This is a genomic window from Vibrio sp. M260112, assembly GCF_036533775.1.
Taxonomy (GTDB): Bacteria; Pseudomonadota; Gammaproteobacteria; order Enterobacterales; family Vibrionaceae; genus Vibrio.
In genome coordinates, this window is the sequence record NZ_JATABH010000055.1 from 1 (window position 1) to 20,751 (window position 20,751).

General features: G+C 42.1%; 15 protein-coding genes and 4 pseudogenes. 12 read left to right on the top strand and 7 right to left on the bottom strand.

The features are described from left to right. Positions 1-129, top strand: a pseudogene (locus QTN95_RS17345) (ISAs1 family transposase); the annotation flags it as partial. 247 nt (positions 130-376) lie between these two features. On the opposite strand, the gene manA reads toward QTN95_RS17345, so the two are convergent. The 4 genes and pseudogenes from manA to QTN95_RS17365 form a co-directional block, all read right to left on the bottom strand. Next, positions 377-1,567 carry a mannose-6-phosphate isomerase, class I gene (manA, locus tag QTN95_RS17350; protein ID WP_331418355.1) on the bottom strand — a complete coding sequence of 397 codons (1,191 nt, stop codon included), beginning with the start codon at positions 1,565-1,567 and terminating at the stop codon, positions 377-379. Position 1,568: 1 nt separating this feature from the next. Next, positions 1,569-2,717, bottom strand: coding sequence for a glycerate kinase (locus QTN95_RS17355; protein WP_331418356.1), 1,149 nt, complete (start codon positions 2,715-2,717; stop codon positions 1,569-1,571). 63 nt (positions 2,718-2,780) lie between these two features. Next, positions 2,781-5,420, bottom strand: coding sequence for a mannosylglycerate hydrolase (gene mngB / locus QTN95_RS17360; protein ID WP_331418357.1), 2,640 nt, complete (start codon positions 5,418-5,420; stop codon positions 2,781-2,783). A 145-nt stretch (positions 5,421-5,565) separates the two neighbouring features. Continuing rightward, positions 5,566-6,036: pseudogene (locus QTN95_RS17365) on the bottom strand (fructose PTS transporter subunit IIA); the annotation flags it as partial. Between the two features lie 267 nt (positions 6,037-6,303). Between QTN95_RS17365 and QTN95_RS17370 the strand changes: the two are divergent. The 3 genes from QTN95_RS17370 (at position 6,304) to QTN95_RS17380 (ending at position 9,803) form a co-directional block, all read left to right on the top strand. Then, positions 6,304-7,026 (top strand): GntR family transcriptional regulator, encoded by a 723-nt coding sequence (locus tag QTN95_RS17370; protein WP_138971124.1) that lies wholly within the window; start codon positions 6,304-6,306, stop codon positions 7,024-7,026. Positions 7,027-7,264: 238 nt separating this feature from the next. Continuing rightward, positions 7,265-8,890, top strand: coding sequence for a PTS fructose transporter subunit IIC (locus tag QTN95_RS17375; protein WP_171052137.1), 1,626 nt, complete (start codon positions 7,265-7,267; stop codon positions 8,888-8,890). Positions 8,891-9,077: 187 nt separating this feature from the next. Then, positions 9,078-9,803, top strand: coding sequence for a GntR family transcriptional regulator (locus QTN95_RS17380; protein ID WP_138971116.1), 726 nt, complete (start codon positions 9,078-9,080; stop codon positions 9,801-9,803). A 282-nt stretch (positions 9,804-10,085) separates the two neighbouring features. Here the strand turns inward: QTN95_RS17380 and QTN95_RS17385 are convergent, their stop codons facing one another. Then, positions 10,086-10,967 carry a LysR family transcriptional regulator gene (locus tag QTN95_RS17385; RefSeq protein ID WP_331418358.1) on the bottom strand — a complete coding sequence of 294 codons (882 nt, stop codon included), beginning with the start codon at positions 10,965-10,967 and terminating at the stop codon, positions 10,086-10,088. A 187-nt stretch (positions 10,968-11,154) separates the two neighbouring features. Here QTN95_RS17385 and QTN95_RS17390 point away from each other — a divergent pair, with 187 nt between their 5' ends. From QTN95_RS17390 to QTN95_RS17400, 3 genes and pseudogenes are all read left to right on the top strand, one after another. Beyond that, on the top strand, positions 11,155-12,351 hold the full coding sequence (locus tag QTN95_RS17390; RefSeq protein ID WP_331418359.1) for an MFS transporter: 1,197 nt from the start codon (positions 11,155-11,157) through the stop codon (positions 12,349-12,351). 83 nt (positions 12,352-12,434) lie between these two features. Beyond that, positions 12,435-12,893 (top strand): SDR family NAD(P)-dependent oxidoreductase, encoded by a 459-nt coding sequence (locus QTN95_RS17395; RefSeq protein ID WP_331418360.1) that lies wholly within the window; start codon positions 12,435-12,437, stop codon positions 12,891-12,893. Positions 12,894-13,052: 159 nt separating this feature from the next. Further along, positions 13,053-13,163: pseudogene (locus tag QTN95_RS17400) on the top strand (site-specific integrase); the annotation flags it as partial. A gap of 34 nt (positions 13,164-13,197) precedes the next feature. Here the strand turns inward: QTN95_RS17400 and QTN95_RS17405 are convergent. Together QTN95_RS17405 and QTN95_RS17410 are read right to left on the bottom strand one after the other, a co-directional pair. Continuing rightward, positions 13,198-13,296 (bottom strand): annotated as a pseudogene (locus tag QTN95_RS17405) (phage regulatory CII family protein); the annotation flags it as partial. A 63-nt stretch (positions 13,297-13,359) separates the two neighbouring features. Next, entirely contained in the window at positions 13,360-13,572 is a 213-nt protein-coding gene (locus QTN95_RS17410; RefSeq protein ID WP_310954880.1) for a hypothetical protein, read from the bottom strand. A 92-nt stretch (positions 13,573-13,664) separates the two neighbouring features. Between QTN95_RS17410 and QTN95_RS17415 the strand changes: the two genes are divergently transcribed. The 5 genes from QTN95_RS17415 to QTN95_RS17435 all read left to right on the top strand — a co-directional run bounded on the left by QTN95_RS17415 (position 13,665) and on the right by QTN95_RS17435 (position 20,321). Further along, the gene (locus tag QTN95_RS17415) at positions 13,665-14,273 is read left to right on the top strand and encodes a phage repressor protein CI (protein WP_331418363.1); all 609 of its coding nucleotides are present in this window, start codon (positions 13,665-13,667) and stop codon (positions 14,271-14,273) included. After that, entirely contained in the window at positions 14,273-14,530 is a 258-nt protein-coding gene (locus tag QTN95_RS17420) for a hypothetical protein (RefSeq protein WP_331418365.1), read from the top strand. Before QTN95_RS17415 ends, QTN95_RS17420 begins: the two co-directional genes overlap by 1 nt. A gap of 154 nt (positions 14,531-14,684) precedes the next feature. Further along, the gene (locus QTN95_RS17425; RefSeq protein WP_331418367.1) at positions 14,685-16,010 is read left to right on the top strand and encodes a site-specific DNA-methyltransferase; all 1,326 of its coding nucleotides are present in this window, start codon (positions 14,685-14,687) and stop codon (positions 16,008-16,010) included. A 1-nt stretch (position 16,011) separates the two neighbouring features. Further along, positions 16,012-18,540 (top strand): sensor histidine kinase, encoded by a 2,529-nt coding sequence (locus tag QTN95_RS17430; protein WP_331418368.1) that lies wholly within the window; start codon positions 16,012-16,014, stop codon positions 18,538-18,540. Continuing rightward, a complete protein-coding gene (locus QTN95_RS17435; RefSeq protein ID WP_331418369.1) occupies positions 18,540-20,321 on the top strand; it encodes a hypothetical protein in 1,782 nt (593 codons plus the stop codon). The genes QTN95_RS17430 and QTN95_RS17435 overlap by 1 nt, the downstream gene beginning before the upstream one ends. Positions 20,322-20,751: the final 430 nt, after the last annotated feature.

A 20,751-nucleotide genomic window follows, 5' to 3' on the forward strand; every position in this document is an offset into this window, starting at 1 on the left:
GGGTTGAATATGTTGCGCACAGAGCCGACTAAACTCAGTATCGTTGGAAAACAGAAGCGTTGTATGATGAACACAGCGATGCTAGAGGCGGTCTTGAGTGAAGGCCTAAACGCGGTGGGTAAAAATTAAACACTCATGCGGTCGCCCTGGTTAAGACCCCGTAACACGTTTCCGGACAAAATGTTACGCAATTTAATAATTTAGTGAGAAATGGATTAGTTTAAGCAAGTTAAATGAGATTAGACTCAAATTGGACACAAAGCACTTAGGGCTGCCAAATACTCAATATTGTTTGCAGTTGCCATTTATTTAGTAGTGTCAACTCTTAAAGCTAGCCCTAGTTGCAAGCCACATGAAGGGTCAAAGTATATGCAAATTAATTGAATGCTCGGGCTATCCTCCCATGCCCTTGATAATCGTATTTCACTGAGTTGCTGCTAACGAATACTGATTCACCAGCTCTCAAGACAAGGTGATTATTTTGACTTGAAATTGCCACTTCACCTTCAATACAAAACAGTATTTCTGCACTACGGACAAACTGTACTTGGCTGCTATGTTCGACTGTCATTACATCAAAGCAAAAGTCATCAACTGGGATGGGATAGCTCACTTTATTACCCTCTTTATATATTGGTTTTAGCCGAATCTCCGCTGGATTAATCGGTTCGAATGAGGTGTTATCTATCAACTCAATTACATCAATGTGTTTTGGTGTTAGCCCTGCGCGCAATACATTGTCCGAATTTGCCATGATCTCAAGGCCAGTGCCCTGCACGTAAGCGTGTGGGGTTTCTGCATAGAGGAACATTGCCTCACCTGGAGCCAGTTCAACGGTGTTTAGTATCAGTGGTGAAAATAGACCGATATCTCCCGGATAGTGCTGTTTGAATTCAGCACTGTATTGCAACGCTTCTCGTCCCATCATGGTTTTAGCGGGGCGATTATTGGCGGCTTCCAACTCTGCCAGAGCCACCTCTTTGTGTTTGCCTTCAAGTGACATGATAGTAGTGAAGAATGCCTTTAGTGCGGCGTTATCTGCCTGCTTTTCAAGCTCTGCGACCTCAGCGGCCAAGCTTAGGATATTGGCTTCTTTGAACAGGGCAACTATATCGGCGATCGGACGAAAGCCATTCATCGCTTTGTAGAAAGTTAGCGCATAAACCAACTCAGGCTTATGATTAGGATCTTTATAGTTTCGGTGAGCAGCATCTAACGGAATCCCTTGTTGGTTTTCTCGCTCAAACCCTTGCTGCGCTTTATGTTTACTTGGGTGTACCTGAATAGAGAGTGGCGTCTCTGCGGCAAGGACTTTGAATAAGAAAGGCAACTCCCCAAAACGTGCGGCGGTGTAGCCACCAAGGATATCTTGTTTGTTGTGCTCAATTACCTCAGCAAGAGGCTCTCCGGTATCATCGAGCTTAGAGCTGCCATTTGGGTGAGCACCCATCCAGATCTCTGCCTGCGGCTTGTGTTCTGGATTATTGATACCAAATAGGTTGTGAATGGAGTCTTTACTACCCCATGCATAGTTTTGGATGACGTTATCAAGCTTAAATAGAGACATACTACTTCTCTCCAAATATCTGTGCGCCGACTTTCAAGGTGGCGGCAATATTACGTGCAGTGCGAGTCAGATTATCGCCCGCCTCTGTCAGAACTTGTTCTAGGGGTTGTGGTGAACGAACCGTGCCAAAGGTGCTATCGACAGCGTTGTAGAGTTCATCAATCTCTTTACCCAATGAGCCTGCAATTCCAATCACGGGAATACCTTGTAGCGTGGCTCGTTTTGCAATGCCAAACGGGGTCTTGCCTTGCAGGGTTTGGTTATCCATCTGACCCTCACCAGTGATAACGAGATCCGAGCCTTGCAACACTTGGTCTGCGTTTAAGGTGTCTAAAACCATCTCAATACCTTGCTTGATTTGAATATCAAATAGCAGTGATAAACCAAGAGATGCGCCACCAGCGGCACCAAAGCCAGGTGTCGTTCGGTTGTCTTTTCCAGTGAGACGGCGGCTGATCTCTGCAAAATGATTTAGTGCGTCATCAAGCTGAACAATCAGTTTCGAAGAAGCCCCTTTTTGAGCACCGAAGATATAGCTAGCGCCGTTTTCACCAACTAGTGGATTGTTGACATCACAAGCAATCACAAACTCGACCTGTTGGCATCGAGGATAGATATTGCTCAAGTCGATGCGAGAAAGATGAGAAAGAGCGGCTCCACCCAAGGCAATCTCATTGCCTTGCTCGTCCAACAACTTACCACCCAATGCTTGGACGATACCTGCCCCACCGTCATTGGTGGCACTTCCGCCAAGACCAAGCAGGATTTTATTTACACCTTTCTCAAGTGCCTCTTTGATCAACTCACCAGTACCATAGGTAGTTGCAAGGGCAGGATCGCGATCTTGTGGCGAAACTAGGTCTAATCCTGATGCCGCCGCTATCTCTATCAATGCCGTATTACCGTCATCAAGCAGTGCCCAATGTGCGTCGACGGTCTTACCCTGTGGGTTCATCACTTGGGTAGTTTGCATAATGCCATCTAACCCTTGCATCAATACATCCACCGTTCCCTCACCACCGTCAGCCAGCGGTAGATGCACATACTCCGCTTCTGGGAATACTTGTACAAAACCTGCTTCAATGCGTTGGCATACCTGCTTGGCACTAAGGGACTCTTTAAATGAATCGGGGGCAATTACAATCTTCATCTCAGTTCACCAACTCCGCCCAGTTGCAATCAGAGCGGAGGTTTCTACGTTTAAAAACTAGGATTAAAACTTCACTCGGAATGATTTAGCCTGACACGCTTTAAGGGCACCAAAGCTCTGGCTAGCGACTTCAGTATCACGTACTCGCTCATCCATGCTGGTCTCTTGCCATGAAGCCACTGGTTGAGTGAAGGCAACACCATCTTCAATCTGTCCAGATTCAGCAGGGTTGTAGACGCGTAGAATTAAGGCATCTTCATCTTCTGCTTTCTTTAAGACGCTTAGGACGGCACCTTTCTGCTCTTTAGCTAAGAGCGAGTAAGTCAAAGGTTTGTCTTGTACACCAACGTTTAGCTTCATTGCGTTGTATGGGATCTTGTTGTAACACTCGATTGGCGTTACATAGTCTCGTGCTTGAGCCATTACATTTGCGTCGATATGGTTACCAGCAAAACCAAGTAAGCTGAACTCACACACTAACTTGCCACGCGTTTGCGAATCTGGAGTCGGGATCTTGATCCCTGAAGGACGTCCCGGACGCAGCAACAGCTCTTCTTTACCCAGTACGCCAACACCACGTAGCAAAGTTAGGGCGAAAGTGTCACGATCTTGATTGCTTTGGCTCGAAACCACTTCAAACTCTCGCAGGCCATTAGTCATGAGCGCCAAACCACCAGTTTGATTCTCAACAGCAGCAAAGTTCATCAGTTGGTACACCGGCACTGGCGCTTCTTTCCAACCTTCTTGCTCCCATACTTGCATCGCAGGGTCGTTAGTTGGACGTGTGATTAGGCCAAACTGGTTATCTGCAACCACATTTTCAGATACAAATGGCGTTGGGATTAGCACCCGCACACGGTGATCATCAGCTTGGTTATCTAGCTCCAGACGAACTTCAATACGGCGTGAACCTGCTTTCAGTACGACTTGGCAATCGACATCAACAAAGCCATTTTGACCCGTGCGCTCTTCGCGTTCTTGCAGATTAGCTGGCACATCCATTCGTAGTTTGATACTAGCAACCGATTGGAAGCCTTCATGTTTAAGATCGGTTTCGACCTTGAACTCATCTGAGTAAAGCAACCACTCTTTGCGAGATGGCGAGTAGTCGTACTCATCACCATCGTCTGAACCATCTTCAATTTTTAGCACTTGGTCGTACGTCATCTCGGTTTCTTTGTCCAAGATGGTTAGAGTGCCGTTGTCATTGACCTTGATGCTGTAGTACTCATTCTCAAGCAGGTAATCTTTTTGCTCAGCAATTTTTTGAGTGCCTTTCTCATTGCCTTGGATATGCAAAGTGGTAAAGCCCATCGCAGGTACAGATTGTTTAATCTGAATATCGTACTCAACAAACGGGTCATAGTTACCGTAGTGAACGATCTGACGGTCAATTTTGCCTGGGTCGATCACTCGTTGATCTTGGATGAAGAACTCTACTGGGTTGCCATTATCATCGAAGATGTTGAACTGCTCTGCACGGATAGTGATGGTGGTGTTGATCACCTCTTCACGTTCGTATGGCGATAGGTTAAACAATGCTAGCTTGTCGCAGCCTTCACGAGCTGGCATATGGTCAACGATTTTTCGCTTGTAGAAGGTAATCAGGTTGCTCGCCATATCGTCTGCTAGGATGTAACGGTTAAGAATCTCAGCGTGCACCTTATCTGAACAGCAGCAACCGATAGAGTCGTGGGCATGGTTCTTCATGCTCTCTTTCCACATTTTCTCAATCAGACCGTGGTGATATTCAAAACCTAGCGACCAAGCGATAGAAGCGAGCGGTTCTAGGATGTTGACAATCTTGTTCTCTACCTGAGCGTGAATCAGTTTGATATCCATGCGAGTTGACGAGATAGTGCGATGAACACGCATGTATTTGCCGTCATTAAACTCGCCTTTTACTGTGTCTAGTTGATCGCGTTCTTGGTTGATGCGATCAAAAACCTCTTCAAAGCGACTCATCACAAACTCACGTTCCGGATAAACCTCACGTAGCTTGTCCATCACCTCGAAGATGTCTTGTTGGATTGGCATCTGATCGTGACCATTCGGCAGCAGGATATCTTTGGTCACTGACGGCTTTTCTAACACAGGGAAGTATTTGTCTAGGCGAGCACGCAGCCCTTCTTCGTCTTGAGGTAGGTACTTCCCAATCGCATAACCAAGAGGCAGTACTTGTGCCGCAACTTCTGAACCATCATTAGATTGCCATAAGAACTCAGTTTTGTTGGTACCATGACGCTCAGAGCAACCGCGCCAGAACATCGCAGTATCGATATCAAAACCGTTGTAGATCATTGGCAATTGTGAGCTCATCGAGAATGAATCTGGCAGGTAGCCAATCTTCATTGGCTCGCCCAACTCTAGACAATCGCGTAGGCCGTACAACATATTACGAACGATTGACTCGCCACCAACCTGCATAGTGTCTGTTTGAGAGTACCAAGGACCAACAATCAGTTTGCCCGCCTGAACTAGGTCGCGTACACGCTCTTTGTTTTCAGGCTTGATAGCAAAGTAGTCTTCAAGGACCGCTGTCTGACCATCGAGTACATAGTATTTATAATCTGGATCGCTCTCCAGACGTTGCATGATCTCTTCCATGTTGTTCACCAAAAGAATACGAGACTCTTCAGTGGTGAAATACCATTCACGATCCCAGTGCATGTGTGGGGTAATATGAACGCGTGATTTAGTCATTGTTTTGTACCTGTAAAGACTGTGCTATGCGACTTAAATGAGTAATGGCTTTTGCGTAAACGCTGAGCTATCCAAATAATTTTGAAGCAATAGAGCCAAACAACCCTTTCTTCTCTTCAACTACTGGTGCTGGTTCTTCTGCTATCTCTTCAACTTGCTCTTCCTCATCGCTAAGAAGTGCAAAAATTTCTTCTACAGTAGTCGCGCTAAGTACCGCTTCACGAACTTCATCATCAATCAAAGTACTTGTAAGCTCGGTCAGCAATTGCATGTGTGTAGAACCCGCTTCAGCATTAGGAATAGCAATCAAGAAAATCAGATTGACATCCTCTTCTTCATCAATTCCCTGCCATTTCAAATCTTGTTTTAGGGTTGCGACAGCAAATGCCGCTTCTTTCACTGCGTCGGTTTTGCCATGTGGAACGGCAAGGCCTTCACCTAGCGCCGTTGCACCATGTTCTTCACGGGCAAACACCGCTTTTAAGTATTCTTCTTTGTCGTGCAGCTTGCCCTGTTGGTCGAGCTGTTCAGCGAGTGCCTTAATTGCAGCATCACGACTCTCGAACGTCGTTTGTAGATTGATCAGTGATGGATTTGTAAGCGTTGTAAGGTTCATAGTTTTAGCCCCGTATTCACGTTCTGTTGGGTTATTCGTTTATACACCAATAATACCAATCAAATACAAATAAACCGTGATACAGATCTCACAAATACTTCAATATGTATTAAATTGGATTTAAAAAGACATATTTGTATTTTTAAATTTATTAAACAGGGTGGAATTAGTATTATCTAAGTCTAAAGTCACACACTAAGACCTGTTAGAGCGGTTATGCAGGTTAATAAGCAAGAGGCTATCTAGGATATGACGACAAGATTACCCATGTACCGACAAATCGCTCATGCCATTCGAGATAAGATTAGCACCGGTATTTACAAGGTTGGTGAGACACTGCCTACAGAGGCACAACTACGTGAAGAGTTTTCTGTCAGCCGAGTCACTATACGCCAAGCGCTTAAGCTTCTAATCGAACAAGAAGAGCTAGAAAGTATTCAAGGTAGTGGTACCTATGTAAAAGAGAGCAAAATCAACTACAACATTTACCAACAGAGCAGCTTTGCTGAGAAGTGGGCTCATTTGCAGGGAGTAACGCACAGCGATGTCTTAGCCTTTGAGGTACAAGCTGCCTCACTAACGATGGCAGAACACTTGGAAATCAACGAAGGAGAGCGCGTTTTCTACATCAAGAGGGTGCGTTTCCTAGACGAAACCGCCATTACGGTTGAAGAGACTTGGATGCCAACAGCGATATTCCCAGACCTCAGCTACCAAGTGATGCAAGGGTCGAAATATGACTACATCGAAAAACAGAAGAAGATGGTTATAGATAGAAGTGAGCAAGAAATCATGCCCGTTCTTCCACCAAGTGACGTGGCTGCATTGCTTGGCATCAATCCCACAGAACCCGTTATAGAAAAGCGCACACGCGGATACCTAGAAAATGACACCATCTTCGAGTACAGCCGAAACTATTTCACGACCAACAACTATAAGTTTACCCTCACCTCTAAGCGCCAAAGGGCGAAGACAAGCTATTCTATTTAAATAAGGGTTTTATTACTCAATGTCATCGTGTATCTATTTCGTATTATATTTCAATGCTATAGCGTCAAAATAAATTTTTGTATTACCTTTTACCCAAGAGAAACAAAAACAAATTAAATACAAATAATACAAATTGTGAGAATTATCACAGATGATTAAAACAAATTAGGTAAAAATATAATCATTGAGTGACCTATTTGTCGCTCAAATGACGAGAGACGACGCAAAGGAACATCAGATGAAAATCTTAGCGATTACAGCATGTACGGCCGGTGTAGCGCACACCTACATGGCGGCTAAAAATTTAGAAAAGAAAGCAGCCGCGCGCGGCTGGGAAATAAAGGTCGAGAAACAAGGTGCGAATGGCCTAGATGGAAAACTAACCGCGCAAGATGTCGCGGAAGCCGATGGCATTATCTACGCTGTTGACGTAGGCGTAATTGAAGCTGAGCGTTTCGAGGGCCTAACGTCTGTGCAAGGTAAGGTTAAGGATGGCATCAAAGCCGCTGATGAAATGCTTGATGCACTCGAAGAGAAGGTCAAAGCGGGTGGCTCAAAAGCGAAAGCAACCACGACGACCAACAAGTTTGCCGAGAAGGAAGAGAGCAACGACAATATGATCGTTAGCTTCTTGAAACTTTGGTACAAGGGCGCTCTTTCAGGCGTATCTCACATCATTCCTCTTGTTATAATCGGTGGTCTTTGTGTAGGTCTTCTAAATCTATTCTTCGGCTACGATTACACCCACCTTTATGATGAAGCGATACTGGTTGAATACACGGGCAAAACATACGCAGACCTTGGCATTATTAACGCTGCTGAAGGGCTAGCAAACAGTGAAATCGATGCAATTAAGCAAGAAGTTTATGCAGCCATTGCACAGCCAGAAGCCAAAGCGCAGTTTGAGTCTTCGTTCCAAGGTATTATTCATTTCCTATACTACAGCACGTTAAAAGCCTTTAACCCTCTGTTAATCTGTGTGCTTGCGGCATTTACGGCTTACGGTATGGTAGGTAAACCCGGTTTAGCCCCTGGTTTCGTCGGTGGTTTCGTCGCCGTTGGTGGCGGGTTCGGTAAGATCTCGGTCATGACTGGCGGCTTCCTAGGCGGTTTAGTAGCCGGTGCAGCAGCAGCCTTATTTGTTATGCTTGTCCGCCAGATCAAAGTACCAAAAGTACTAGAATCAGTGAAGATGATTATCATCACACCTCTACTAGCCGGTATCGCCACACTGATCTTTATGTATGCAGGCCCTGGTAAGTTCTTCGCGATGCTTAACAGTGGTTTGGTCGATTGGCTAACGTCAATGGGTACGAATAACCTACTTATTCTTGGTTTCATCCTCGGTGCTATGGCTTGTTTCGATATGGGTGGCCCTGTAAACAAAGCCGCGTACCTATTCTGTATCGGTGTCGGTACTAGTGGAGACTTCGCTGGTGATGCATCAATCTTCTACGCAGCCTTTACTGCTGCGAAATGTATCCCAGGTATGTCACTAGGTATTATGTCTGTGGTATTCAAACGTTTCTTCGACGAAGAAGATCGCTTGGCAGGCCCTTCAACCGCAATCTTAGGTTTCTGTGGTATCACTGAAGGCGCTATTCCTTACGCTGTAAAAGATCCAATGCGTATCATACCAGCACATATGATTGGTGGTGGCGTAGCGGCTGCGTTAATTCTATCTTCTAAGATTACGATTGGTACCGTAGCTGGCGGCGCAGTATTCATGCTACCTGTTATCGGTAACCCTGTCGCTTGGCTGACTTACTTCGTCATAGGTATTGCAGTGTCAATGGTCCTAACCATCGCATTAAAAGGAATAGGAAACCAAAAAGAAAAGAAGTTAGCTGAAGCGAAAGTTTAGTTACCCTCAACTAAATATGCTCCAAAACTCCAAGTCGATCCCCCCTCGCTTGGAGTTTTTTTGTATTACCCGCTAGCTCTTTATCAACCGAATCTTGTATTCAGCGCTTTAATTCGTATCATTAAGCTTCTTGTGGGAAGCATAATCTGTTGCCCCCCATCTCTTTTGTATTACTTTCGAGGTTTACATGGCAAGACTGCCCCTGTATCGCAAAATAGCTGACGCCATTCGAGAAAAGATAATCAGCAAGGATTACAAAGTAGGTGAGGCACTTCCCACCGAGGCTCAACTTTGCAAAGAGTTCTCTGCCAGTCGAGTCACCGTTCGCCAAGCATTAAAGCTGCTCATCGAGAACGAAGAGTTAGAGAGTATTCAAGGCAGTGGCACCTACGTTAAAGAGACCAAAGTCAATTATGATATCTATCAGCAGAGTAGTTTCGCTGAAAAATGGGCACATTTGGAAGGTGTCACGCATAGCGATGTATTGGCCTTTGAAATTCAATCTGCGTCTCTCACTATGGCTGAACATTTAGATATCAACGAAGGTGAACGCATTTTCTATGTTAAGCGTGTACGTTTCCTTGATGAGAATCCAATCACGGTTGAAGAGACTTGGATGCCAGTAGAAATGTTTCCTGATTTGACCTACCAAGTAATGCAGGGATCAAAGTACGAGTTTATCGAGAATCAAAAAAAGCTAGTGATAGATCGAAGCGAACAAGAATTAGTGCCAATCCTACCTCCTGATGAAATAGCGAAGTTGTTAGGTATTAGCACTACCGACCCGATCATTGAGAAACGCACTCGCAGTTACTTACACGACGACACGGTATTCGAATATAGTCGTAACTTCTTTAAATCAAGTGACTATAAGTTCACCTTGGTAGCAAAAAGACATAAACCTAACAGTTAACTTGGATGTTTTAAGTAAAATTGTCGAACGCTAGAAGTAGCACCGTGAAGGTTATGGACAGAAATCATGTAACGCACCAAGGGCTATTTCGTGGTAAGAAATAGTGCTGGCACGCTGACGGTAGTAGGTTGAAAAAGTGATTTAGACATAATAAGCCCTCTTATTTCTTGAGAGGGAGACTAACAAACCCAACGCATTACATTGATAGCAACCAAGACAAATGATATTTGTTAAAATTGCAATAGTCCAAGCGAGGTACGGAGTTACCTCGCTTTGAACGATTTACAGATCCAGTTTCGGCTGAATAAAATCGATAAAAGCAGAGATCCTCTTAGCAACAGAAGAAGACTTATAGTAGACGGCATTAATTTGCTCCCTGCCAGAATGACTGATTTTTTCACCTTCGAGCAAAGGAATTAGCCTTCCTTCAGCAATATCTTTCTTCACCATAAACCCCGATAGGCAGGCTATGCCATTTCCCATCAACGTGAGCTGTCTTACCGTTTCACCGTTACTTGAGGTCAGCGTGGGTGTCAGCCCTGAAAATCCTTTCAGAGGCCATTCGTTGAGTGTTTTTGGTGTTGAAAATCCGATGGTATCGTGATGTTCCAAATCACTACTCTTACTCGGAAAGCCGCGCTTTGATAGATAATCAGGTGAAGCAACAATGTAAAGTAAACTTCGGCCAAGAGGCCTTGCATGTAAAGTTGAATCATTTAATGCACCGATACGAATAGCGATATCGGTTTTCTTTTCTAGCAAATCAACAAAACCTTCATTGGAGGTCAACTCCAACTCAATATCAGGATAGGTTTGATTAAATGGCTGAACGAGTGGAACTAACTGGTGAAACACAAACGGACTGGCGGCATCAACACGCAGCCGCCCTTTGGGTAATTCCCCACGGGATATGATCTCGTCTTCCGCTTGCTGCAACTGCATCAGCCCTATTCTTACCGACTCAACGAATTGCCTCCCCTCATCCGTTAATTCAATCCGTCTTGTGGTTCGGTTTAATATCGTCACACCAAGCTGGCTTTCTACCTTACTCACCGCTCGTGATACGCGTGCTACCTGTATATCAAGACTTTCTGCTGCCGCAGTAAATCCGCCAGTATCAACGACAGTAAGTAGAATTTCTAAATCGTCCGATTTCGTCCGCATGCTGCCTACCATTTAATTAAGAGTCTCTTTTTAATTATTGCATTTATAACAAATATCACTTGTTAAATAACCTGTTTTTTGCAACTAAATTTTCACGCAAAATCCCTCCATCAAATCACACCAGCGCGACACGTTGATAAACACATTCGCTGCTGTGTACAGAACCTAACAAAAGAGGGTAAATGATATGCCATTAGCACTTCTCGCATTGACGCTCAGCGCCTTTGCTATCGGAACGACGGAGTTTGTGATCGTGGGGTTGCTCCCGACCATGGCTTCTGACCTAAACGTCTCACTGCCATCCGCAGGACTGCTGGTCAGTCTTTATGCACTCGGTGTTGCGATTGGCGCACCTGTCTTAACTGCACTAACGGGAAAGTGGAACCGTAAGCATGTACTCATTACCGTTATGTCATTGTTTGTGATTGGCAACTTATTGGCATGGCAAGCACCTGGTTACAACACCCTTATCGTTGCTCGCATTTTGACTGGTTTAGCCCATGGTGTCTTTTTCTCTATCGGCTCCACAATTGCGACTGGCCTAGTACCTAAAGAAAAAGCAGCCAGCGCGATTGCGATTATGTTCACGGGATTAACCGTGGCATTAGTAACGGGCGTGCCGCTTGGTACTTACATCGGCCAAACCTTTGGCTGGCAATCGACGTTTTTGATTGTAGCGCTATTGGGACTGATTGCGTTGATTGGTAGTGCGTCCTTAGTGCCAAGCAACCTCAAACAGCCGACTGCCGCTAAACTGTCATCACAACTAAAAGTGTTAACGCAACCAAGACTACTACTGGTGTATGCCATCACAGCACTCGGTTACGGTGGCACCTTTACCGCTTTCACTTTCCTTGCGCCGATTTTGCAACAGGAAACAGGATTCAGTGCCAATGCAATCAGCCTAATTATGTTGGTATACGGCGTATCAGTAGCGATTGGTAATATTTGGGGCGGCAAAATGGCCGATAAGATGGGGCCAATTAAAGCGCTGACAATTATTTTTGCGGGACTCGCCACCGTATTAGTTGTGTTTAACTTTACGGCCGTTAACCCTATCACCGCAGTAGCGACCATTTTAGTTTGGGGGGCCTTTGCATTCGGTAATGTTCCTGGCTTGCAAGTGTATGTGGTTAAACTGGCTGAAAAATACACTCCTGATGCGGTAGACGTCGCTTCTGGTCTAAACATTGCGGCGTTTAACGTGGGTATTGCGCTTGGCTCTTGGGGCGGCGGTATGATTGTGTCTGAAATGGGCTTAATGCATACCCCTTGGATTGGAGCAGTGATCGTGATCGTTGCGCTCGCTCTTACTCGAATGAGTGGACGTCTTGATAAACGTACAGCAGTTCATTTGTCGGAAGCAAACGTAGTTGTGAAGTAAGTATCACGATAATGGTTACAGGCTGGTCAAGGCTCGACATTGACCAGCTAATTCTTACTTATAATCAACTTAGGTGGCTCACAATGAAAACGGTTTTTATCACTGGCGCCAATCGAGGCTTAGGCCTAGAGCTTGTTAAACAATACGCTCAGCGTGGATGGCGTGTAATTGCATGCTGCCGTGACATCAACACAGCTCAGGCTTTGCTTAATAACATTCTTGCTGGCGAAGATAAAACCATCATTGGGATGACTTCAATACTCGCTAGCATCGATGACAACCGCTCTGGTGGTCGATACAGTTATCGCGCATCAAAAGCCGCCCTCAACCAAATAATTGAATCTTTGGCTTGTGAACTATCCGAAGTGGGTGTGAAGACGATGGCAATTCATCCAGGTTGGGTACAAACCGATATGGGCGGAAAGGATGGCAAGGTAACAGTAGAAGAGAGTGTTAAAGGCATGCTTAATGTTATCGACAATTTAAAACTTAAGCATTCAGGCTCATTTTTTGTCTACGATGGAACTCAATTGCCGTGGTAAGCCCTCTAGTTACATCACATGCAAGCTCTAGGGTCATGATATGCTTTTATTTATAGTTTTAACCCTTTCTATTATCGGTATGATCTGTTGTTATTTACACAAAGTCTCCCGTGATATTTCCTGTTTATGTCTATCCATAACTTAAAAGATGAGTCTTAAAAGCCCTGGGAAGGCGATAAGCCCGACCACCGTAGACTTACTCAACTTATAGAGATTTGGTTTACACGCTACGGCGTCACACTGGCTAATGGTGCCGTGGTGTACAGCAAACACAATGGCGCATTGGTGTCTGACCCTTTTATGCCTTGGTCATATTCTCCGACCTGGCAAACGCGCAGCACGCTTCATTAAACGCCAATTGTTTAGAGCCAACAAACTCGCACATTGAGTCACTTTTGTTCATAGCCAATACTCATTTGCATACCGTAGACATGGAAATGAAAACCACCCAAGTTGAAGCCGATGGCTAACCGAGTCTTTCCATCGCTTCGCGGGTTGCCATCTCTAGCAGCGCAACCATGTTAATCATTGGCGTTTCTTTGGGTTTGGCTTTACGTTTGATTGGCAGACGACCATCCGAAACCCAGTCAATGATGGTGCGCTTGGGCATCCCCGAGAACTGGGAGTATTGGTCATAGGTCATGAAAGGCGTATTTAGGACTACTTGATATGAAAGCATAGTGGTATCCTTGTAAGTGATTGAATGTTAATAAACGATCTAGCGAGTTGCAGCTCATGACTAGTTCGTATGCGAGAGATTATTGATCGTATATGCGAGAAAAACAAGCTCAGCTATCCGCTTTTGAATATCAAGGTGGAAAGCATGTCACAGAAAGATTGTGTAAAGCACTGGATGCAAAGAACTTAAGTGAGCTTTCGAACATCCTAAATATACCTACTTCGACAATGTCTACATGGCATAAGCGCGAGCTATGCCCTTTTGAGGTTGTGCTTAGGGCACATATGTATACAGGCGTGTCGGTACGTTGGTTGACGCTTGGTGAAGGTGAACCCTTCCCGAATCGGACGGAGCGAACTGAATCTAACCTCCTTTTCGAAATCGATTCGCACAAAATTCTCAATGGCGAGCTAAATTCTCATAAGATTCTCATTATCGACAAATCCATGTTAGATGACGCATCAGTCACTAACATTATGGCCATTCGCGATGGCGAAAAGACTTACATCATTGATAAAGACACACATCAAGCTGTAAGCGGGACCTATCTAGTCGATATGGACGGCCTCCTCTCCCTAAACGAAATCCAACGATTACCGGGCAACAAGTTAGCGATCAGCTTTAATGGCTCGACGCTAACTGTGGAAGAGGATGAAGTTAAGGTTGTGGGTAGGGTTGTGTTGGTTATGGAGAAGGTGTGATGGCCGATAAAAATGATTTACGTAAATGGGTATGTGAAGCAATTGAACATCATGGTGGTGAAGCAAGACTCATCGAGGTAGCAAGGCACATTTGGTACAACCATGAAGAAGAACTTCGTAGGTCTGGCGACTTGTTTTACACCTGGCAATATTACATGCGTTGGGCTGCTACTCAGCTACGAAAGGCTAAAATTTTGAAATCCATCGATGACTCGCCTAGTGGAGTTTGGATTCTTAGCAGCACAGAAAATCATTGAAGGTTACGCTAGGATTTGATTGCTTATTTTCAGTTCAAATAAGGAACTACCTCTCCTGGTATCGGGATGAAATCAATGATAAAATCCCCTGTAAAAATAGTCATGTAGATATATTTGAATTTACATACTTCACCTAATTTCGAGCTTGACCAAAATGAACCAAACGATACGCGACGAAACAATTATCAATAAAATCAAGGCTTACTCATTAGCCGATGATTCTTACTGGTCTTTCAAGGGTCGTTCTAACCGACAGCATTGTCACGCTCTGATCCAATATCCAGCGATGATGGTTCCTCAAATGCAAGGGGAGCTAATCGACACTATACGTAGTGAAGACAAAAACATTCAAACTGTGTTCGACCCGTTTGTAGGTTCAGGCACTACCCTAGGCGAAGCAATGATCAGAGGCTTGGACTTTGTTGGACATGACATAAACCCTCTTGCAATCCTAGCATGTGAGGTAAAAAGTGGACCTCTATACATTGAGAAATTGAAAGACAAGGTTACGACTCTGATTTCCACGATAGAAACCCAAAAAGCCAAATCTGTAGCAGTAGATTTTAAAGGCATCGATAAATGGTTTCTGCCTGAAGTTCAAATCGAGCTCAGTACTATCTACTTAGCAATTAAAGCCGAACCTTCAAAATGGGCTCGCAAGATTTTTTGGCTAGCGTTAAGTAATACCGTCCGCTCTACATGTAATTCCAGAAGCTCGACTTACAAGCTACACATCAAATCTGAAGAGCAAATTGAAAGAATTGGCTCACCAGAAGCAATATTCAAACGCAATGTACTTAAGAGTGTTGAAAATATTGAAGCTCAAAAAAAACTACTCAAGGACAATGGACACTTAGTACGTTCAAAAAGTGTTAGCAAAGTTTTAATTAAAAACGTAGATGCAAAATCGCGAAAAAGTTCTAAAGCTCAGTATGATTTACTGATTAGCTCCCCACCATATGGAGATAATGCTACAACGGTAACATACGGACAGTTTTCATACCTACCGCTACAGTGGATTGACCTAAAAGATATTAATGAATCTATCGATGAAAGCCTTCTTGATATGCAAAATAAAATTGATAGTTCAAGCCTGGGCGGTTCATTAAAGGAAAGTACTGAAAAACTATCTTTGCTTGGTGATCGTTCGTTGTCGCTTTTGAGCTGTGTGAATCAGATTGACAAAGTCAATCCAGACAACACTAAAAAATTAATTAGTTTCATATATGACTTAGATCTCTCATTGAGAAATGCAGTAAACGAATTGCGCGAAAATGCATATATGATATGGACTTTGGGCAACAGAAGAATTTCAAACATTGAAGTCCCATTAGATAAAATCATGAGAGAACTACTAGAAAGTCTTGAATGTAAATTTGTGTACCAATTAGAACGTGATATCCCATCTAAACGTATGGCTTCAAGAAATAAAGTTGCTTCTACGATGGGAAAAGAAACCGTTTTAATCATGCGGAGATAATATGGATATAACGTCAGATAAAGACCGAGAACAACAAGATCCATTAAAGTTAAAAATTGATGCTTATGTAATTCAACAGCTAGGTGCAGAACTAATCAGTGGCCCAGATATAGCTTTAGTTGAATTGATTAAAAACTCGCACGATGCCGATGCGAGTTTTTGCTATATAGAAGTTGATACGGAATACCAAGAAACGATTGAGCACCTAGAAATAATTAATGGTAAAGAAGTCAAAACTGAGCGTACTTACAAAGGACGTATTTCAGTACGAGATAACGGTCATGGGATGAATCGTGATCGTATTAACCGCTCATGGTTAACTGTAAGTTACTCGGAAAAAAAAGAGAAAAAAGCAAATCACCAACTGACAAAAAAATATGACCGTACTTTAGTCGGAGACAAAGGCTTAGGACGTTTAGGCTCAATGCAACTAGGTGCCCTATGTCGAATATCTACTTACGATACTCCGAATAAACCTGGCATTAGAGTTTCCTTTGATTGGGACGACTTCACTCATGGAAAAACGATAGACACTATCAAAATAGAGGAACAGCAACTGCCACCAAAGGCTGTATGTGGCACAGTTATTGAAGCTATTGGCATTCGTAACTTAGATTTTTGGAATAGCCAAGATTCGAACTATATAAAGAACAAAATAGCATCAATGGTATCTCCTCATGGCCAAATATCTGACTTCAAGACTTTTTACGTTCACAACGGTGTTAACGAAGAACTTGAAGTTGTTTCCGACAAGTTGCTCTCACAAGCTTCCAGCATTTTTGAACTCGAAATCACAAAATCAAGTGCAATTGTAAAAGGAAAAATTGATTTATTTCCTTTTAAACCTAATTCAACAGATAAAAGACGCAGTGCATTCGAAAATTATATCGAATCAGATAATGGCTATGCATTGACAGAACACTTGAAAGAAGTTCCAAAACTAAAAGATTATAGACTTAAACACTCAAGAGAAAAATTTTTCCTTACTTTTGAACACGAAATGGACTTTGATGAGCTTAGTTCTATTTTAGTTAAAGAGTTTTTTCCTGGTGCTTTTAGAGCTAAAATATTTAATTTTGTTCTAGCTGCAGAAGCCCTTGATCTTGATGAGCTATCACTTAAAGACATGAGAGAATCGATCAAAACTATTTCCGGAAATATCTCTGTGTATCGTGATGGATTTAAAATTGGTTCTGGTGATAAAGACTGGCTTGGTTTATCCAAAGAAATGACCTCTGGTGCTGGTGCTTATTCATTACGACCAACGAATGTAACTGGTTATGTAAACTTAGATTGGTATGAAAATCCAAACTTAATTGAAAAATCAGACAGGGAAAGCTTTGTAGAAAACAAACCATATAAAGCCTTTTATCTATTATGTCGCCACTTCATCGATACTATTAATAATTTTTTAAATAACACTCGCAGAGAAAGCCACAAATTCTTAGACGGAAAAATCGAAGAAGATGCAGGTAAACCAAAAGGATATTCTGCAAAACAGGCAACTGTTGAGCTTGATACAATAGTAAAAAAAAGTACGAAACTACAACCAAAAGTAAGCGCAGCGGTTCAAAATATTGAACAGTCCTTTATACAACAAAGAAATAAAATTGATACAGCCATTACCGAAAACGAACAAAGTTTATTTTCAGATCCAATATTAGTCGTTCAACAGTTGGAATCAGTGAAAGAACTAATCAACACACTATCCAAAGAAGTAAATTCTCACTTACAACAATACAAAAGATTTACCGACGAACTAGCTAGCCATGTGTTATCTACGTCCAAAGTTATTTCTGAAATTCAAAGTTACGAAGACCAAATAAAAAACTTCTATGATCACGTAGCTATTGGCTTGTCTGCGCAAACTCTCGCCCATGAAGCAAATGAGCAGATTCGCAATACGCGTCTGCACTTAAACGCAGCCAAAAAGCGTGTTGAAGAACTTGGTATTAAAGATGTCCCTCTAACAAAAGAACTAAACGGTATCCGTGGAGATACTCAAGTTTTATCAAAAGCGATATCCTCACTTAACCCTCTTGTAAAGGCACAACGACAAGTTATAGAAGAAATAAATCTATCCAATTTTGTATATGATTACTTCGAGTTAAGAGATACTTATTTTTCAAACAAGGGTATTAGTATTGAACTCAAAGATAAACAGAACTCTAAACCAATATTATTCAACCGTGGTAAATTATATCAAGTAATAGATAATATAGTTCGAAATTCTGAACACTGGCTATTAATTTTTAAGGCTCATAACTTAGAAGAAAAATCAACTATCACTATTTCTTTAGATAAAAACATGTTAACTATATGGGATAGTGGGAAAGGAATTAGACCTGCACTCGAAGATGTTCTATTTGATATGTTCGCAACAGATAAAGAGTATGGACAAGGATTAGGATTATATATCGTTCAAACTCTCCTGAAGGAAAGAGAGTGCTCTATCAAGCTATTAGAAGAAAGAAATAAATTTGGCAGAAGATATAAGTTCGAAATTAATTTGGTTGAGGCGTTAGTATAATGAGCGTAGAGCAGTTTAAACAAAGCGTCTTTGACGCAATTCAGTTGGATAACGTTATTTGGGTGGATGATAGATTTTCACCTACTAACCAAAGCATCGTTAGTGAATATCTACAGCACGTTGAAGCAACAGCAGAAAAAGCCTCACATTTAATTTCAGAGTTTGAAAGATTTTCAGCATGTGGAATTGATATCGCATTACCATTTGAAACATGGAAAGAGTTAATTCCGATAAATGACGAAACAATAAGCGATTACTATCAACATGTAGGTAGCCCCCAACCAGACTTCACTACTACTGAATTTAATGAGCTCATTAACATATTTGATGAACATTCAAAAGGTAATATTAAAAAGCTGAGTTTATCCGATTGGCAGCAACAAAAATCACATTGGCTTTCGGATAATTCTAGAAATTTATTTCTTATCGATTATAACTTTAAACATGAAAACGCCAGTACAACATATGGAAAAGTTATAATAGAAGAAATATTGAAAAATAAGAGTTTGACTGATATTTACTGCGTCCTTTTCACTAGTGAAGCCAAACATGGGAAAGAAGAAGAAGAAAAGAGAAATAAGATAATAAATGAGATAAATGCAGACTGTAATGATTACAATTTTTCGGTACTATCGAAATCAATCATCAGTGATGAAGAAGAAATATCAATCGTCTTCAAAACATCCGAGTTCGTGAAGAGAATATTTCTAAGGAAGTTAAGTGCTGAAATGGTAGATTCAATATCTAATAGCCTTGTATCTTCCATTAATGATTTAAAACGAGATCTTAACCAACACTCTATTTATGAAATAGACCGTTCAATATTTTCCAACTCTTTAAGTGAAGGGGCTTCTGAGTTCGATCTCCTACAAAGATTATTTGCAATTAAACAGCAGCAATCAATAAACGAAATTTTAGCTAAAGATCCAACTGTTACACAAAAGTTATCTAACTTCCGTTCAGTTCAATCTGTAGCGTTTAAAGGCAAAGGAAATAAGGTTTATAAAGACTATTTGCATAAATTAATATCTGTAAGTAGCAAATTTGCTAATCTAAGGATGAATGAAATATTTGATTTTTCAATCAATAGTACTCATTCTCCCCTTAGCTCTGGAGACATATTCAGCTTTGGCGATAAAGAGTATATTCTAATTGAACAGGCCTGTGATTTGTCCGTTCGTGGGGACTCAGGGAGAAGAAAGTTAAAAGAAGCGATTTTAATACCCTTTAAAGAAACAGAATTGAAAAATGAAACTCCTAAAGAAATGGAGTCTTTTGCTGAAAAAGTTCGCCTAGATAAGTTTTACATGCTGAAAATACCTAGTGCAAAGTCTAATGATTATTATTGCCTATTTGATTTTAGCCAAGCAATAACAGTCAACATAAACTGGTTAGATCTTTGTGTATTCAACGCTTGCGGCTCTTTAAAACTGTCTCATTCAAACAAGTATCCTGCTTTACTACATTTACCAGGATGGAGAATTAAATTTGATGAGATTGCCAAAAAGTTAGAGCCAACTTCTGTTCAATCGCACTATCAATCTATACATTGTAGACAACCTAGTGCACCAAAGGGCAACATTGAAGCTTTACAACAGGATTTCCTTTTCTTTACATTCTTGAACGAAAAACGTTTTAAAACTTCCATTTCAACATCGAAATTAGAAATAGCGGGCAAACGAACAAAACGTTTAAGAGAAAGCTTCATGGAACTATTGAGTAGAGCCTACTTCATTGGCTATAAAACCAGAGGAGCCTTAGGAAACGACTTCTCAATGTAATTTTAACTATTGACTGAAATGCTGAGTCTATGCATAAAGAGCCATTGAATAAGTCATAACGTTGGTTTTCGGTGGCCTTACAAAATGCTCACTTTGCAATAAAGAACTCAACTGCGCTTAACACTCAAGCGCAGTTTGCGATTTCGCTTCCAACCTCATTGCAACCAACGGGCGAACTTAAGCGATACACTTCCGACATGTTCGTTTTTCAACATTCAAACATTGCCTAGAAACTCACCAATCATTAACCTGTATAAAAATACAGTATTGGTGTGTTTTTTGTAAGCGTTCACCAGCACCGTGTTGACTAAGTGTTTAGGTAAAAACTCGTGTGTTTAAGATCGAGCACATTTGGGTACGGCTGCTGACGAACAACAGCATTGACTATGCGTGAAAGCGTATCAAGTGACGATATCTTTCGCTTTTTACA